Here is a 14,959-nt window from a genome sequence, read left to right on the forward strand (position 1 = left end):
TTCGCCAAAGACAATGAGCTTACAATTCCTCACCCTGCATTTATTGATACTGTTTATGACGCTGCAAATACGTTTTTCAGTGGTGAAAGCATTGATAAGCCCGATATTCGTGTAAGTCATGTTATTAAGGGTCGTATACCAGAGGCAATACATAAACCTGCAAATCAACTTCTTGAAAGTGATAAGACTATCTACTACGAAAGATGTGCTTTTATTATTCAGATTCCTACGATTTACGAAACGGTGAACGGGAATAAGTTAATATTAACTATTGGTGGTGTTCGTGCTTATAATCACACTAATCTTTATTCAAAGAAAGGAGCAGAGCGATTTAAAGTATTTATAGGCTTTATTTGTAAAGTATGCACAAATTTGTGTGTATCAACAGACGGTTTTCTTAGTTGCTTGGAAGTTACTAATACCAAAGATTTATATCGGGCTGTATTAGAAATGTTTCAGAGTTATCAACCTGCAAAACATCTACATTTAATGCAAACACTTAGTAACTCATATCTCACAGAACATCAATTTTGCCAATTACTTGGTAAAATTAGACTTTATCAATCATTGCCACAAGGCTATCAGAAGGATATTCCTAAAATGCTTATCACTGATTCACAAATAAATACAGTTGCAAAAGCATATATCAATGATAAGAATTTTGGGAGCTTGGGGAATGATATTAGTATGTGGAAATTGTACAATCTATTGACAGGAGCAAATAAAAGCAGTTATATAGATTCATTCTTGGATAGAGCGGTAAATGCAACCGAAATAGCAACGGGAATAAATGCCGCTTTGCATGGAGACACTAAATATAAGTGGTTTATTGATTGATTAAACAGGGGAATATTCAGAAATGGGTATTCTCCTATTTTATTAACTGCGTAAAACAAAGAATCATGTTTTATTATAAGATACTTGTTTGGCTCTTTTTTGTGGTATTGGCTATGATTAGTGCGTGTGTGCCGTTGATATGGCTTGTGATTTTTATAGGTTTATGGGATATTGAGGAAGCGAATAATCGTCATTAACTACTTATTGTGTTCAAAACAGGAATGTGTTCAAATAAATCTGCAAAGGTGGTTTGAACACATTCTTTCATGTTATCAATTTAATCAAAGAATAAAATGAAAACAGCCGTAATATACGCTCGTGTTTCTTCAAGTAATGACAGACAGGACACAAGCAGACAAATAGAGGATTTAAAGAAATATGCTATCTCACAGGATATAGAAATTGTGAATATATTCCAGGAGCATATTTCAGGTGCAAAGAAAATAGAGGAAAGACAGATTTTAGGAGAATGTTTGGAATACTGTAAACGTGAATCTGTGAATATTCTACTTTTGTCTGAATTGTCAAGACTAGGAAGAAGTACATTACAGGTTCTTCGCTCTTTGGATATATTGCATGAATCGAAAGTATCGGTTTACATACAGAACTTGGGCTTATATACTTTGCAACCAAATGGGGAAGTTAATCCAATAGCTTCTATCATGGTGACAGTACTTGCAGAAATGGCAAATATCGAAAGAAGCAATATCCAATATCGTTTGAATAGTGGTAGAGCGAATTATATTGCTAAAGGTGGTAAACTTGGCAGAAAGACAGGTTCAACCAAAACGGATGATAAGAAGAAAGAAGAATATAAAGAAGTCATTGCTTTACTAAGAAAAGGCTATTCAATCAGAAATATAGCTAAGCTACAAAGTATTGGTATTTCCACCGTTCAACGGATAAAAAATCAGTTTATAAAGCCATAATCATAAAATATCGGTGGGGTGGAAAAATTCAGAGATTTAGTTTTTATACGGGTGGTCTTGAATTTTTCCACTACCATGGATTTATAAATGTCTATACTTTAATGTAGTCAAATGGTATTTATAATTAGCTTTTTTTATCACGATATTTTTTGAGTATATTGAATTTATATTAATATATTTGCAAAGTATATAATCTCGTTAATTAACAAAATGCTAATGGAACAATTATCTATTAATATACAAAACGCAGGCACTCTAAAAGAGTTATTGGGTAATACTACAATAAAAGAGATTCAATACTTACAATTATCAGGTTACTTAAACGGAGATGATATAAGATATTTACGAAAAATTCTATCATCACCTCAACATAATCGAGTACATCTAGATTTATTAAATACTAGTATACTTAATGGAGGTGGGAGCTATATTTATCATTATGAAATAGACCTAGAAACATGTGAAAATGAAATTGGAGATTATATGTTTTCGGGATGTTGCAATTTATTGTCTATAATATTGCCTAGAAATATTACTCATATTGGTGATGCTGCTTTTCAAAATTGCACTTATCTGAAATCTATTGTTATTTCCGAGTATGTTACTGATATTTTTAACGTTGATGATTTTTATTGTGATGGTGGAAGTTGGAATGACCAATGTTATTCTCCTTTTAATGGTTGTAGGCAACTTGAAGAGTTCATAGTATCAGAAAATAATAGGCACTTCTCCTCAAAAGACGGTGTTCTATTTAACAAAAGTCAAACGAGATTGATTTCTGTTCCATTCGCCAAAAAAGGTGTATATATTATTCCTTCAGGAGTAACCCGAATTGATTCTGACGCTTTGTCTGAGTGTCTTTATATTACCTCTTTATATATACCTGTAAATGCTGTCTTCAACTCTTATACACCTTCGAATGTATATCTTTATAAACTGGAACAACTAGAATATTTAGACATATATGATACTGTATTTACTAATGAATTTGGGGGAATTTATTCTTGTCCTAAATTAAAAGAAATAAGATTGCATGGTAAAGCATCATTTGCTTTTTATTCCGAATGTCCTAATCTAAATCGTATTAACTATGATGACTATTTCCTCTATTTTAACAAAGAGAATGAGCGTTTTTCTGTCATATTTAAAGATGTTGAGTCTGTTCCTGACTACATTTTTTATCAGAACAATAAAATAGAAAGTGTTATGATTCCGTCTGTAACAAAAACAATTGGTAAAAGTGCTTTTGCAGAATGTGAATATTTAGAAACTGTAGATATTGGAGGAGTGGTTGAAATAGGTGCATCTGCATTTGAGTGTTGCCAGAATTTATCTCATATAAAATTAGGAAAGAATTTACGTCGAATTGGAATATCTTCTTTTTCTGGATGTATCAAATTAGAAAAAATATCATTACCTAGTTCCGTTATCGAAATAGATAGATACAGCTTCGCATTATGTAATAATTTATACGAGGTAGAAATGTCTAATAGTCTTGAATTTATCCATGAAGGAGCTTTTTGTTCTTGTGAAAGATTATTTCGTTTTGAATTGACAAATCAGATAAAAGAAATTGAAAAAAATGTATTTAAAGATTGCTCTAGTCTCAAGTATATAAAAATTGGAGAGAATGTAAAAGTTATAGGAGAAAAAGCCTTTGCTAATTGTTGTAATTTAGTAGAAATATACTGTTTGGCACTCAAACCACCCTATGTACATGTTACAACATTTGATGGGATAAATCTACAAGACTGCGAATTACATACAAAATCTTGCTGCCTTAAAGCATATAAGGAAAATGAACAATGGAAACACTTTATAAAAGAAGAAATACAATTTTTGCAACAACCTATTACGAATAAGCAATTGTCAGTATCCATGTTTGATACTTTTTTCGATAAATGTAAAAACGAATTTGTTTATCAAAGAGGAGAAATGCAATATGACAATTTATATGACAAAATAAAAAAGACTTCTAATTTAAAGATTTTATGCGAATTATCAAAACTAAGAGGAGTTGCACCAAATGCTGCTGATTTTAAAATAGTTGCAATGACACCAAACACCTTATTTGGTTTCAAGCAACTCTTAACAAAAATGGGCGCTCTTATTGCTTTAAAAATTTGGCATGAAACAGTAAATTATGAATATAGTATTGCTACCGATATTGCCCTATATAAAACGGCTCAAAATATAATAAAACTAATATCATAATTTCCCTAAAAATAAGAGTTCTAGCTTTGGAATAGTAATTATACAATATTGAATATTATGAACTATATCTTGCAATTTATATATAGTATGTGGGTGTTAGTTTTATTACTATCTTGTACTAGTAAAAAGGATAGTAATACACAAGCTACTATTGACAGCCTATCTATATATGATAATCATCCTACTTTGGATATATCAGAAGCTAAGCATTTGCAATGGGTGGATTCGGTATTAGGAGTAAAAGGTGTGAAATTGATTGATTACAGAAATGGGATATACCAATATGATGATACAAGGTTTTATTGGAATAGGACTTTTGATTATTTTTTGGTATATCCCTCTAGCTTTACGCATGGAGAAGAATCAGATTTAAGTAATGGCAATCATTTCGTAAATGAAGATAGTACAATCTGTTTGAATGTATATGCTACTTACTTCGATGTTTTTAAAGATGATTATTCGCTTCATGAATGGTTTGATATAATGATTGATTCAGAAGTAGAACAAGGTAGTATTATTGAAAAGAAAGATATTACAGACCATAGTTATATTATTGAAGGTAATACTAAGGGTGGTAGATGTTTTTATAGTAAAGCTATTTGTAAAAAAGCTTATGAACGTGATATTATTGTAACAGTGAAGTTGCAATATACAGATTCAAGAAGAAAAGAGGTAGAGAAGCTTTTACCCAATATATTCAAATATATCTCAATAAATAAGTAATAAAAACAATGGTGTTACGAATTGAAGATATATCTTTCATTGGTGTCTATATAAATGACAGTTTTAGAGACTTTAAAGATATAGATGATTATGCTAATTATCATGTATCATTATTAAATAATAAAAGATACAATGCCTTCACTGGAGACTTTATTGATAGAGTAGTTAAAGGTGGATATGCAACTGACCCCAATTATAAGAAAGCATTATCTAATGTATATAATCAGATAGCTAAAGCTCAAGTAGGAATGAAGATTCCAAAGCTGCAAAATGCAGGAGAGTTAAGAGCTAGGATATTAAGACGATTTAGACAAGAGAAATCAGATGCTCATAATGAAGAGCTGATTGGTTTTGATTGGAGTAGATATAAGTCTTACAAACCTAAACCAGAAACTTCAGTAACTCCGCGAAGCGAGCAATTAGAAAGTGGAGGAACTATTAAGGCGAAGGATGGATTAGTAACCAAAGTTATTAATAAAGTTAAAGAAGTTCTTCCTAAAGAAGAACCTAAGGAACCTATTAATGTTGTAGATGTTGCTAAAGAATATGCTCCTAGTGCTGTTGCTTCTATGCTTCTTGGTAATGTAAATCCAATTATAGGACAAATACTAGGATTAAATCAGAATATAGATTTAACTAAAGCTCCTCCTAGTTTAGAAAAAGTTAATACTAATATGTGGAAGTTTGAAAATCCTAAAAATAAAGGATTAAGAGGTAATTTATATTATCCATTTAAAACTGCAAACGGAAACACTGATATAGGTCCAGGATATGACTTAGATATGCAAACAGCAGAGTTTAAAAAGAAAGCAGCAAATGGAATGACTAAAGAAGAACTTGATGCAATAATGCTTGAGAGGCTTAGAAAAGAAATTCCACACTTAGATGCAAAATTAAACAGTGTAACCAATAATAATGCTGATACTATTAGTCCACAAATTAAAGAAGGATTATTAGATATGTATTGGCAATTGAAGAATGGATTATACGATTATGATAACTTATTTGAAGGTATAGCTAAAGGAGATATTGATAAGATTAGAGAAGAATCTAAAGTTACATATAAATCTAAAAATACAGGTAAAAGGTATTTTGATTCTGGAAGATATAAACATAGGATAGATAACTATTTTCACTATTAAAGATTATGAGAACTATTATACTACTTATATTGCTTGTTTCCTCATGTCAAAATGAGCAAAAGATTTCAATACTAGAGAAGGAATTGAACATTCTATTCGATGCCAAGAATAATGAAAGGGATGAAAAATATAAAGAAAGATTTGATTCTTTATTACAGGTCTGTTTAAATGATTCTAATTCGTTTACATACCCCTTTCATGATTTAAAAAGAAATGGAAAGTTTAATATAATACAATCTCCTGATAAAAAACTACGGGTATATAGTTATGAAGATTTTGGAGGAACTATGAAGTTCTATAAAAGTTATATTCAGTATAAAAGAAATGGTAAAATTATAGTAGAACAATTGGGTGATAGTATATATCCATTTAAAGGCAGATATACCTCATTGTATTATCAAATAGAAATGGGAAAGAATGAATATAAACTGTATGGGTATTGGCAAATAAGTAGTAATGAGATAGAATGTGATACAATAATTATAAATGAAAATGAATTATGACTGATGAACAATTAAATTATTATTATAATAAGGATGTAGATAAGAAACAGTGTTGGGTAAGTAAAGATTACAATTGCCCATTAAAGGAACAATGCAATGGATTATTTAAGCCAGAATGTAAAGAGCATATAGACAATGAAAAAGCCTGCCATGCTATTGATAAGATGATAGAATGGTATTACCAAGTAGAAGAACCTGAATTTCTAAAGTTCTATAATTGTCACTTAGAGAGACATGGAAGGAATTAGTTATTCCTTCCTCTGTTAGCAGGGATATTTAATGGACGTAAGTTACTAAGCTCATTAGTTCCACCTTCAGAAATAGGTTTAATATGGTCTACTTCCCAACCCAAAGGATGTTCAGCCTTACCATAAGCATCACGATGTATATACACACCACTGGCATCTTTGCGAAGTTCACCCAGTACTAAAGTGGCTTTAGAAAATATAACATCTAATTCTTCTTCTGTCCATTGAGGTCTGTGTTTGGGTCTAATCTGCATAACTATAGATTTAAATTAATAATATGCAAATATAATGAAAACAACTGATTATATAAATTGTAAGATAATTAAATATCAAAGAGGTGATAGAGTTCAGAGAAGAGATGCTATCAAAGATTATAGACCTCAAATTCAAGAGCCTATAAAGCAACAATATACTCCAACTTATTCTGAAATAAGTCAAGATAATAGAAGTGAATGGGAGAAATCACAAAGTCGTGAGAAAGCCGATAAAGCATATAAAGATTATATGCAAGCTAAGAATACAGAAGAAGGTTTGCATAATTTGAATGGATTCCTTACTTTTACAGATTATGTGGGCTTAGGTACTGGTGTTGGAAGTATAGTTGGTAGAGGATTGAAGTATGCTGGTAAGAGGATAGCTAGAAATGCTGTTAGGAACAACTTGTCTAAGGATGCATTTATTAATACTTCTCCTATAATGGCAGGGTCTCAAGATGTTTCTTACAATGCTAGAAACTTTATTGAGTATTTAATGAATCCAGCTACAAAACAACGAATATCTGATATTGATGCGAAGTTAGGTACGAAATATACTAAAGCCACTAATGACTTTGTACAAGCTTATAAAGAAGGTAATATAAATCTTAAGTCTAGGGTAAAAGGCGATATAGATGCAACTGGAGACATTATAACTAGTTCTCAATCGTTTCCCTCTAGTAAAGCATTGACTGAACAAGATTACAAACATTACTATTTTGATGTGCTCAAAAAAGACCCAGCAGCTACTGTAGGGCATGAGTTTAAGCATGGAATAGAAAATTATAATGCAATTTTAATGAAACCAAATATGTCTGCAACAGAATATGAGGTGTTTAGACAGCAAACACCTAGATTACAGGAGTTAATGAGGGATAATATAGTATCCCAAGATGACTTTGTGAAAAGCGTAAAGGAAGCATATCCAAGCGCATCTGTAGAGGGAATTATTAATAAATATAAGTACTTGACACAACCTAGTGAATTTAATTCAAATTTACATCCACTAATAGAAATGCAGCAACGGGCAGGCAAATCTGGAGTACCTAATTTTAAGGATTTAAATGAATTAGAAGAACTTATTAATAAAACATTTTTGTCTAAAGGGAATGGAAGTAATCCATTATTAAATCTACAGGTATTATATAATCATTTATTAAAAGACAAGGAATTGTTTCTTAAACAATTTAATAAATATGGTTGGTCTATAGTTCCCTCAATTACTGCAAGTAAGGTACAGAAAATAAAGGAGAATGAAGATGATAGTATATCAGATGAATACACATGGAAAGATACAAGTACAGAATGGAATAAATAAAATGATAAATATGACTGATGAACAAGTAGTAGAGAAGTTAATAGGAATATTACAGCCTATATACCAAGAAGGAAGATTAACCGAAGATGAAGTTAATGAGATATTTTATTATGCTACTATTGGCAACAGCATGGTAGAGCATGGAGATGAATTACTAAAAGAGCCCATAGAAGTATAACTATGAGCTTCATAATTACTAGGGGACATAGCACAAGTATGCTTTAGGTACAAAGAATATCTTACTAGCTTTAGTCCCTTTATATCTCTTATTACATGTATCACATACTGGAACGATATATTCACGTTTAACAAAGTCTTGTTCAAAGATTCTATTAACATGTCCACCAACGACAGGATTATCACTAGTAAATATCTTCTTGCAGCAAGGGCAGAATTTAGGCGGCTGATAAGGCATGTGTGCCTTCCAGTAGTTTATCCATGAGCCGCCTTCTTTGGGTTCATCTTCAGTGGTATTTACTGCATGTCTTACAACAACCATATTAGACAAGCGTGGAATCTTCATCATAATCTTACAAATTAAAGTTAAACAATGGCACAAAGATGCGAATAATTATTGATACTACAAAATATGGGGGAATATCTACATTAGGTATTCCTATCATTAACACTATGGTAAATGGCTATGAATGAAATTGACATAATCTTAAAAAAGAATCCAAGTATAAATAAAGAAGACTTACTTATATTGGCAAGTTGGTTATTAGAGTACTGTGATAATAAGTGCCCGAAATCTATAGCTTCTTTCAGAGAAAATATAGATAAATGGTGCGAAGTTACTATACCTCTTCCACACTACTTTTTTATAAAACATAGAGACATCTCTAAATCGGATGAGTTCTTTAATCTGCTTCATAAAGTAGAAAATTATAGTTATGACAAAGATAATTTTCATATAGAAGGCATCAAAATTATCAATGGAGAAATATTACAAGAATGGTCTCAGGAGATTCCAGAAGAAGATGGGGGGACCAATAATAGATGACTTTCCAAGAATATAAGAAATGAATAAATATGAACAAATGGATTTATATAACATCAAAGCATCCCTATGATGCAGCTTGCTCACTTGGGATAAATAAAGAAGTCTCGTTTATATTAACTGTCCCGCATTTAAATTGGGACATGATAGAAGAGTACAAGTATTTAGCAGATAATCCAGATAATACGGAGTTAGATGCAATAATAGTTAATGAGGTTGGGGTTATTGCCAATAGGAAGGTTTTAGAACATAATTTAAAAGAGCTTACAAAGATATTAAACAATTAAGCGTGGTAACTAATTTTAACACATATCATTGGGTTAACTTATTAAAAATTAGTAACTTTGTAGAAATAAAAGTAGTCCAGTTCCCGCTAGAACCGTGAATAACTAATTAATCTCGTGGACTATTAATTATCTCATAATGTTTGCGAGGGACTATGTTTATGATTATCTATGCAAAGATATGATTATTTTCTAAGATTAATAAAAAAAGGTGGTATTGCAGTACCACCTTTACTGTTACATCTACTTGATTGAAATAATCTTGTAACTAAAAACCAACTAAATTTACCTACGAGGTAATCTTCTTCGATGTTCTCTCACGAACTCGACTTTGCCAAATCTTGTACGTTTGTATGCGTGTACAAGAACAGGCTTCTTCAAAATTGTTTGTAACGTATATTCCATTACTTTCCATTTAGAAGTTAATAACTAATTAATCTAGTAGATACTTGTTCAGTTATTACTTGATAGGAAGGTGGAGATATACGTTACAAATATATAAAAAGATAATTATAAATTAATAATTAAACAAATGAATTATGGAAAATGAAAAGGTTAAAACTTTGAACGATTTAGATTCTTACAAGTGGTTTATTTTCTATTTTGATGAAAACTCTATAAACTTGCAATTTGATTGCAATAAAATAGAGGAATCATTAAAGGCACAAAGAGACAAGATAAAACAATTCTGTATTGATACATTAACGGGAATAGAGCATTATGCTGATGGATTCTTATTTGACACTAATGCTCATATATTCTCTACTCCTAAAACTAGAGGACTGTTGTTCTCATACGAAGAATATCCCATTCTTGATACTGATACTACTAAAGTAGTTGACGGAAAGTATCCCTTAGACTATGCTACTGAAATAATAGAATCTAATTTGGATGATATCATTGACTATATAGTACAATCGGGAACAGAAACATACAATGATAGAACCAGTAGAGGATTTGGGAATAGGTGGAGTCCTTATAATGAGGAGGAACGTAAACAAGTAATTAAACTGTTTAACTCTGGCACTTGGTATGATACACTTGGAGCCTTAAAGAATTTATATTATGAGAAAACTCCCAAAAACTTAAAAATGTGTAATCTTACTGGTAAACCTTTGCAAGATAATGTTCTAGGATATATAGAGGATATTATTTTAAATATAAAAGACCGTTATGAAAGGTTTGCCGTTGTTCCTAGAGGTAAATCTAAATTACAAGTTTATATGACAATTAGCAATGGAACAAATGGGGCTGAAGGATGTATTATTAATTCTATGGAAGATGTTCTAAATGTGCTTAAAAACTTAAGGAAATATAAAGGAGTAAATTGGTCTCAATTATTAGAAGTTGGAATAGACAATGCAGATGATTTATATTGGTGGTATGTAACTTTTACACTTGATACAGCAGCTTTAAATTAAATGCTCATGAATAAATGAGATTCATAACTTTCGTAAGACAAATGTTTACTTCACATTCTGGAATCTCGTCTAAAAGAGTGTGTGGAGTAATAGGGTGGTTTGTTGCAGTTGTAGTACTTATATATTGTACTATAATGTGTATACAAGCACCATTAATGATAGATACATTTTTAATATGTGTTATGGCTTTATTAGGAATAGATTCAGTAACAGGTATTTGGAAAGCTCAATTATATACAAAATGAAATGGTATTTTGCTATTTTTTATTTTACCATGAGTATTTACAAGGTTATTTTATATATTTGTATTGTAATTCAATAAAATAAACATGAACATATTTTTAGTAGACATAAACGGATTTACATTTAATTCATTAGAGAAATTAATGAATTATTGTAAGGTTGATGAAATTATTGATGCAAGGATGAATTTAGGAAGTGTGGCTTTGAGAAACTTTTATAAAGGTAAATTTCCTCAAGTAAGATATCTCATTAAATTAGCCAACTCAACTGTAAATAGAGGATATACGTTAGAATACAGAAAAGGAGACCATGAAACTTCATTTGGAAAAATGTTGAATAGAATTTGTTCTTCTACAGGTAAAGTTGTGGGAGTAGAGAATTTAATTCATTATGTTTGGTATTACAATATAATGTTACGAGAAGAAATAACGGCTTTATTATCTCCTACTATTAATCAAAGAAAATGCATATTTAGCGATTGTCCAATAGGAAGTTATTTTTATGATACCTCAAACGATTTGTCTCATATTGTTGATTTATATTTAAAAAAGCATAGAGGTGGATGGAAAATAGATAATATATCGAAATTAAAGAGTTTATTACAAATTATAAAGGACAAAATTGTTAATGCAGAAGAGAATAAAGAAAATTATTATTTAAGTAAAGAGGGAAGTGAACTGTTTGATATGAATATGGCATATTATACTAAGGAACCCCAATTCTCTCATTTTATTGATGTAAACAATATATGTGTATTGTATAATGGAGGACAAAAAATAAGAAATTTATTTTTTGAAATATTTTCTCCTGACCAATATAAATATGAAAGTTTACCTGAGTGGGATAGATACAATCATGATATTGAATATATTGATGATTATAATAATGACTTTGATGACAATAGAGATTGTTATAAGCTAGAACACTGGATTAAATTTCAAGAAATAAATAGAGAAAAGTTTTTTGAAATAGAAGAGTATGATTTGTGTAAAACAGACAAAGATTATCAAAAGCTAAAAGAAGAAAAAAGTAAATGGTTGAAATGGAAGACAAAAAATGAACTAAACAAGTACTATGTTCTTGATGAAAACTATAATAATTATGACTATAGAGAAGATGATGAGAAAGATAACCAAAGGGATGCATTTTACGCAATGCACAACGACATAGATGACATTTATGAGAATGACAAATATGACCCTTTTTGGGATAATATCGAATAAAGTGCCTATTTTCAAAAGAATGTATATTTTCAATATCAAGAACTTTTTTTCAAAATACTATAAATTTTTGGAATACATTTCTATATATTATGTCATTTACTAATTCTTGATTGCGATAACAACACAAGAAAGTTACAGTAAATATCATCATTAATATTTTTATAATAGATTAAATTTGAATATCTTTGTATGCATTAATAATAACTATGAAATGTTTTGTCCGTGACTTATTCACGACCACATAACAATAAACAGTAATATATTAACAGGAGAGTTCTTTAAAATATTTTATTATTAGACTGTAAAACAACTATTTATCAAATAATAGTAAGTGATTACAGGGATACTATATTGCGGCTTCTTATGGTATGACGGATACGATGGGTCGTATGCACTCTGATGCACAGTTCGCTGGTTCTTCATCAGTTCCTGCTCACGTAGAAATGATGGGATTCCTGGGAATTGGTAACAACCCGATGGTAGGTTGTACAGTAGCTTGTGCGGTTGATGTTGCTCAGGCTTTAGGTAAGTAATTCAGGTTACTTTATATAGATAAAGAATTCCTGTAATCTTAACGATTACAGGAGTTCTTTTTATTTGTAATAATTTGATATGGATAAATTTATTCAGAAATGTATTACTTCATATAAACCATATCATCTTTTCTTTCTCCTTTGTACCAATCAGTGTTTGATTTACATCCACTTTCAACCCACTTTGAATACCCTCCAGACACTATTTAAACTGGACAAATAGGTAGCTTTTAACTTGAATATACAAATATAAACCTGTAAGAGCAAATAATGTAGCTAATTCGAGAACTTTTGTATGACTTCGCCTGTTTACATAACAGATACTAAAACATTATACAACAATGCTACTCACATTCTTAAATACACTTGCCACTATTATCAGTGTTATTAGTCTGCTAATTGTCACTTACGGAGTATTAGTCTGCTTCATCGCCTTTTTACGCAATGAAATAAAACGATTCAACGGAACATATACGGTTAACAATATACGGCAGTTGAGGGCGGATTTTGGCACTTACCTTTTGCTTGGATTGGAATTTCTAATTGCTTCCGACATACTAAAAACTGTGGTTGATCCAACGTTGGACGAATTGGCAATCCTGGGTGGAGTGGTTGTAGTAAGAACTGTGCTTTCTGTATTTTTGAATAAAGAGATCAAAGAATTGGCCGAAAATGATTCAGCGAAAGAAATATAGCATATCGCCGCACAACTAAGTTTCTCCAAAGCCATATCTTTTTTATTGCCTGATATTTCTATTTTACCTACCTTTGTACGGGAAAGATTTACACACTGACTGGCAAGGAATAGAAACACGTCAAAAAAAATGGGAATTACACATCTATCTATTGAGCTTACACTTGATCTGATTGCGTTAATTATAGGAATCATCCTTATTATACGTGCTAAAGACAATTATCCGAAATTATATTGGGGAATTATAGCAACCGGCATCGGTATTATGTTTTCATGGGAAAATATCGGATGGCTGACAATTGTCACAGACACTCCGGAATACAACTTCACAGAATTGCTCAACATTGAGAAAATGCTCAAATGGTATGCTTTAGCAAATATTGTAGCCCTGTTCCCTATCGCTTCTTTATCACCGGGCTATCTGAACCATTTCAGAATATTTACTTTTCTATTATTACCCATCATTACGATAACTGTAGGAATCAGTTATTTAGGTTTCAATGGGAATATCACTCCCATCCACTCCATAGATGAAATTATTCCGAATATCCATCAAATAGATGTCAAGCTTAGGGTTTGCATATTCCTGTTATCCGTTTTTACCCCACTCGTTCTTCTTATTTATCCGATGATGAATAACAAGACCTACCGCAGGATAAATAATAACATGTATCTATTCATCGGTTTTCTATTCGTATTTTTAGGGATATACATTTTGTTCACTCTAAATATCAATGAATTTGTTTTCAATCTGTTCGGCATTATGGCAATCGTTTTTACGGTCTTATTCTCCATACAATATTTACGTTATGAGAATCCGTTTTCGAACCATATAAACATGATTCATAATGCAAAGAATACGGAAAGCACTATAATGCTACAAGCTGGAAAGCCATCTCCTACTCTCCCGCTCTTCTCAACGATTGAAGCCTATCTTCAGGAACAGCATCCCTATACCGATCAACGGTATAATATAGAACTTTTAGCCAAGTCCCTGAATAAACAGGAACATGATATTTCAGCAGCAATCAAAAGTCAGGGCTTTACAGGTTTCCGGGAATACATTAATTATCTTCGACTGGAATATTTCAGACAGTTAGCCGCCGAAAATCCAAAGAGTAATGTAAAAGAACTGATGTTTGCATGCGGTTTCACCTCCCGGGCAACTTTCTATCGTAACTTTTCAGAAAAGTATGGTGTATCACCCAGTAAATTCATTGAGAATCAAAGAGTAGAACAATAATTTCTTTTTTTAAAAGCACAATTCTTAATAGTAAAAGAGGTTGTGTCAAAACGCTGACACAGCCTTTTTTTATGCGCAAAGCCCAGACTTTCTCAAGCCCGGGCTTTGTTATTACCCAAAGTTTTCGTATCTTTAGGTATAAAGTTTTTC

17 protein-coding genes and 1 pseudogene are annotated in these 14,959 nt (G+C 31.2%); 16 read left to right on the forward strand and 2 right to left on the reverse strand.

Annotated features, from left to right (window positions below; genetic code table 11):
- The 7 genes from N5O98_RS25720 to N5O98_RS25750 all read left to right on the forward strand — a co-directional run.
- Positions 1–837, forward strand: an 837-nt coding sequence (locus N5O98_RS25720; RefSeq protein ID WP_269496151.1) for a DUF3871 family protein, incomplete at its 5' end; no start/stop codon positions are given.
- Positions 838–1,130: 293 nt separating this feature from the next.
- Positions 1,131–1,766: a recombinase family protein gene (locus N5O98_RS25725; RefSeq protein ID WP_007754395.1), complete on the forward strand. Its 636-nt coding sequence runs from the start codon at positions 1,131–1,133 to the stop codon at positions 1,764–1,766.
- Between the two features lie 216 nt (positions 1,767–1,982).
- Positions 1,983–3,980 carry a leucine-rich repeat domain-containing protein gene (locus N5O98_RS25730; protein WP_182423482.1) on the forward strand — a complete coding sequence of 666 codons (1,998 nt, stop codon included), beginning with the start codon at positions 1,983–1,985 and terminating at the stop codon, positions 3,978–3,980.
- A 57-nt stretch (positions 3,981–4,037) separates the two neighbouring features.
- A complete protein-coding gene (locus N5O98_RS25735) occupies positions 4,038–4,703 on the forward strand; it encodes a hypothetical protein (protein WP_374938878.1) in 666 nt (221 codons plus the stop codon).
- Positions 4,704–4,711: 8 nt separating this feature from the next.
- On the forward strand, positions 4,712–5,845 hold the full coding sequence (locus N5O98_RS25740; RefSeq protein WP_195664476.1) for a glucosaminidase domain-containing protein: 1,134 nt from the start codon (positions 4,712–4,714) through the stop codon (positions 5,843–5,845).
- A gap of 5 nt (positions 5,846–5,850) precedes the next feature.
- Positions 5,851–6,348, forward strand: a complete 498-nt coding sequence (locus N5O98_RS25745; RefSeq protein ID WP_118161599.1) for a hypothetical protein — start codon at positions 5,851–5,853, stop codon at positions 6,346–6,348.
- The gene (locus N5O98_RS25750; RefSeq protein ID WP_269496154.1) at positions 6,345–6,596 is read left to right on the forward strand and encodes a hypothetical protein; all 252 of its coding nucleotides are present in this window, start codon (positions 6,345–6,347) and stop codon (positions 6,594–6,596) included. The genes N5O98_RS25745 and N5O98_RS25750 overlap by 4 nt, the downstream gene beginning before the upstream one ends.
- On the opposite strand, the gene N5O98_RS25755 is transcribed toward N5O98_RS25750, so the two are convergent.
- Entirely contained in the window at positions 6,593–6,850 is a 258-nt protein-coding gene (locus N5O98_RS25755; RefSeq protein ID WP_008777317.1) for an HNH endonuclease signature motif containing protein, read from the reverse strand. The genes N5O98_RS25750 and N5O98_RS25755 overlap by 4 nt on opposite strands.
- Before the next feature lie 34 nt (positions 6,851–6,884).
- Here N5O98_RS25755 and N5O98_RS25760 point away from each other — a divergent pair, with 34 nt between their 5' ends.
- Both N5O98_RS25760 and N5O98_RS25765 read left to right on the forward strand, forming a co-directional pair.
- The gene (locus tag N5O98_RS25760) at positions 6,885–8,168 is read left to right on the forward strand and encodes a hypothetical protein (RefSeq protein WP_149949078.1); all 1,284 of its coding nucleotides are present in this window, start codon (positions 6,885–6,887) and stop codon (positions 8,166–8,168) included.
- Between the two features lie 10 nt (positions 8,169–8,178).
- Positions 8,179–8,346 carry a hypothetical protein gene (locus N5O98_RS25765; RefSeq protein WP_182423478.1) on the forward strand — a complete coding sequence of 56 codons (168 nt, stop codon included), beginning with the start codon at positions 8,179–8,181 and terminating at the stop codon, positions 8,344–8,346.
- A gap of 18 nt (positions 8,347–8,364) precedes the next feature.
- Here N5O98_RS25765 and N5O98_RS25770 read toward each other — a convergent pair whose 3' ends face one another.
- Positions 8,365–8,694 carry a hypothetical protein gene (locus N5O98_RS25770; protein WP_147398962.1) on the reverse strand — a complete coding sequence of 110 codons (330 nt, stop codon included), beginning with the start codon at positions 8,692–8,694 and terminating at the stop codon, positions 8,365–8,367.
- A gap of 111 nt (positions 8,695–8,805) precedes the next feature.
- Here N5O98_RS25770 and N5O98_RS25775 point away from each other — a divergent pair, with 111 nt between their 5' ends.
- From N5O98_RS25775 to N5O98_RS25805, 7 genes and pseudogenes are all read left to right on the forward strand, one after another.
- Positions 8,806–9,171 carry a hypothetical protein gene (locus N5O98_RS25775; protein WP_134978876.1) on the forward strand — a complete coding sequence of 122 codons (366 nt, stop codon included), beginning with the start codon at positions 8,806–8,808 and terminating at the stop codon, positions 9,169–9,171.
- Between the two features lie 29 nt (positions 9,172–9,200).
- Positions 9,201–9,455: a hypothetical protein gene (locus tag N5O98_RS25780; RefSeq protein WP_134978877.1), complete on the forward strand. Its 255-nt coding sequence runs from the start codon at positions 9,201–9,203 to the stop codon at positions 9,453–9,455.
- A 536-nt stretch (positions 9,456–9,991) separates the two neighbouring features.
- The gene (locus N5O98_RS25785; RefSeq protein WP_118161592.1) at positions 9,992–10,873 is read left to right on the forward strand and encodes a hypothetical protein; all 882 of its coding nucleotides are present in this window, start codon (positions 9,992–9,994) and stop codon (positions 10,871–10,873) included.
- 329 nt (positions 10,874–11,202) lie between these two features.
- The gene (locus N5O98_RS25790; RefSeq protein WP_074911341.1) at positions 11,203–12,339 is read left to right on the forward strand and encodes a hypothetical protein; all 1,137 of its coding nucleotides are present in this window, start codon (positions 11,203–11,205) and stop codon (positions 12,337–12,339) included.
- 356 nt (positions 12,340–12,695) lie between these two features.
- A pseudogene (locus tag N5O98_RS25795) lies at positions 12,696–12,872 on the forward strand (GGGtGRT protein); the annotation flags it as partial.
- 341 nt (positions 12,873–13,213) lie between these two features.
- On the forward strand, positions 13,214–13,567 hold the full coding sequence (locus N5O98_RS25800; protein ID WP_004296944.1) for a DUF1622 domain-containing protein: 354 nt from the start codon (positions 13,214–13,216) through the stop codon (positions 13,565–13,567).
- 129 nt (positions 13,568–13,696) lie between these two features.
- Positions 13,697–14,809, forward strand: a complete 1,113-nt coding sequence (locus N5O98_RS25805; protein WP_004296945.1) for an AraC family transcriptional regulator — start codon at positions 13,697–13,699, stop codon at positions 14,807–14,809.
- The last annotated feature ends 150 nt before the right edge of the window (positions 14,810–14,959 follow it).

The sequence above is a fragment of the Bacteroides sp. LFL-34 genome (assembly GCF_027257075.1).
In the GTDB taxonomy this organism is placed as follows: domain Bacteria; phylum Bacteroidota; class Bacteroidia; order Bacteroidales; family Bacteroidaceae; genus Bacteroides; species Bacteroides ovatus.

Excerpts from the sequence above, each read along its gene's own strand:
- N5O98_RS25725 (WP_007754395.1), top strand. The coding sequence starts at position 1,131 with ATGAAAACAGCCGTAATATACGCTCGTGTTTCTTCAAGTAATGACAGA.
- N5O98_RS25730 (WP_182423482.1), top strand. The coding sequence starts at position 1,983 with ATGGAACAATTATCTATTAATATACAAAACGCAGGCACTCTAAAAGAG.
- N5O98_RS25735 (WP_374938878.1), top strand. The coding sequence starts at position 4,038 with ATGAACTATATCTTGCAATTTATATATAGTATGTGGGTGTTAGTTTTA.
- N5O98_RS25740 (WP_195664476.1), top strand. The coding sequence starts at position 4,712 with ATGGTGTTACGAATTGAAGATATATCTTTCATTGGTGTCTATATAAAT.
- N5O98_RS25745 (WP_118161599.1), top strand. The coding sequence starts at position 5,851 with ATGAGAACTATTATACTACTTATATTGCTTGTTTCCTCATGTCAAAAT.
- N5O98_RS25750 (WP_269496154.1), top strand. The coding sequence starts at position 6,345 with ATGACTGATGAACAATTAAATTATTATTATAATAAGGATGTAGATAAG.
- N5O98_RS25755 (WP_008777317.1), bottom strand. The coding sequence starts at position 6,850 with ATGCAGATTAGACCCAAACACAGACCTCAATGGACAGAAGAAGAATTA.
- N5O98_RS25760 (WP_149949078.1), top strand. The coding sequence starts at position 6,885 with ATGAAAACAACTGATTATATAAATTGTAAGATAATTAAATATCAAAGA.
- N5O98_RS25765 (WP_182423478.1), top strand. The coding sequence starts at position 8,179 with ATGACTGATGAACAAGTAGTAGAGAAGTTAATAGGAATATTACAGCCT.
- N5O98_RS25770 (WP_147398962.1), bottom strand. The coding sequence starts at position 8,694 with ATGATGAAGATTCCACGCTTGTCTAATATGGTTGTTGTAAGACATGCA.
- N5O98_RS25775 (WP_134978876.1), top strand. The coding sequence starts at position 8,806 with ATGGCTATGAATGAAATTGACATAATCTTAAAAAAGAATCCAAGTATA.
- N5O98_RS25780 (WP_134978877.1), top strand. The coding sequence starts at position 9,201 with ATGAACAAATGGATTTATATAACATCAAAGCATCCCTATGATGCAGCT.
- N5O98_RS25785 (WP_118161592.1), top strand. The coding sequence starts at position 9,992 with ATGGAAAATGAAAAGGTTAAAACTTTGAACGATTTAGATTCTTACAAG.
- N5O98_RS25790 (WP_074911341.1), top strand. The coding sequence starts at position 11,203 with ATGAACATATTTTTAGTAGACATAAACGGATTTACATTTAATTCATTA.
- N5O98_RS25800 (WP_004296944.1), top strand. The coding sequence starts at position 13,214 with ATGCTACTCACATTCTTAAATACACTTGCCACTATTATCAGTGTTATT.
- N5O98_RS25805 (WP_004296945.1), top strand. The coding sequence starts at position 13,697 with ATGGGAATTACACATCTATCTATTGAGCTTACACTTGATCTGATTGCG.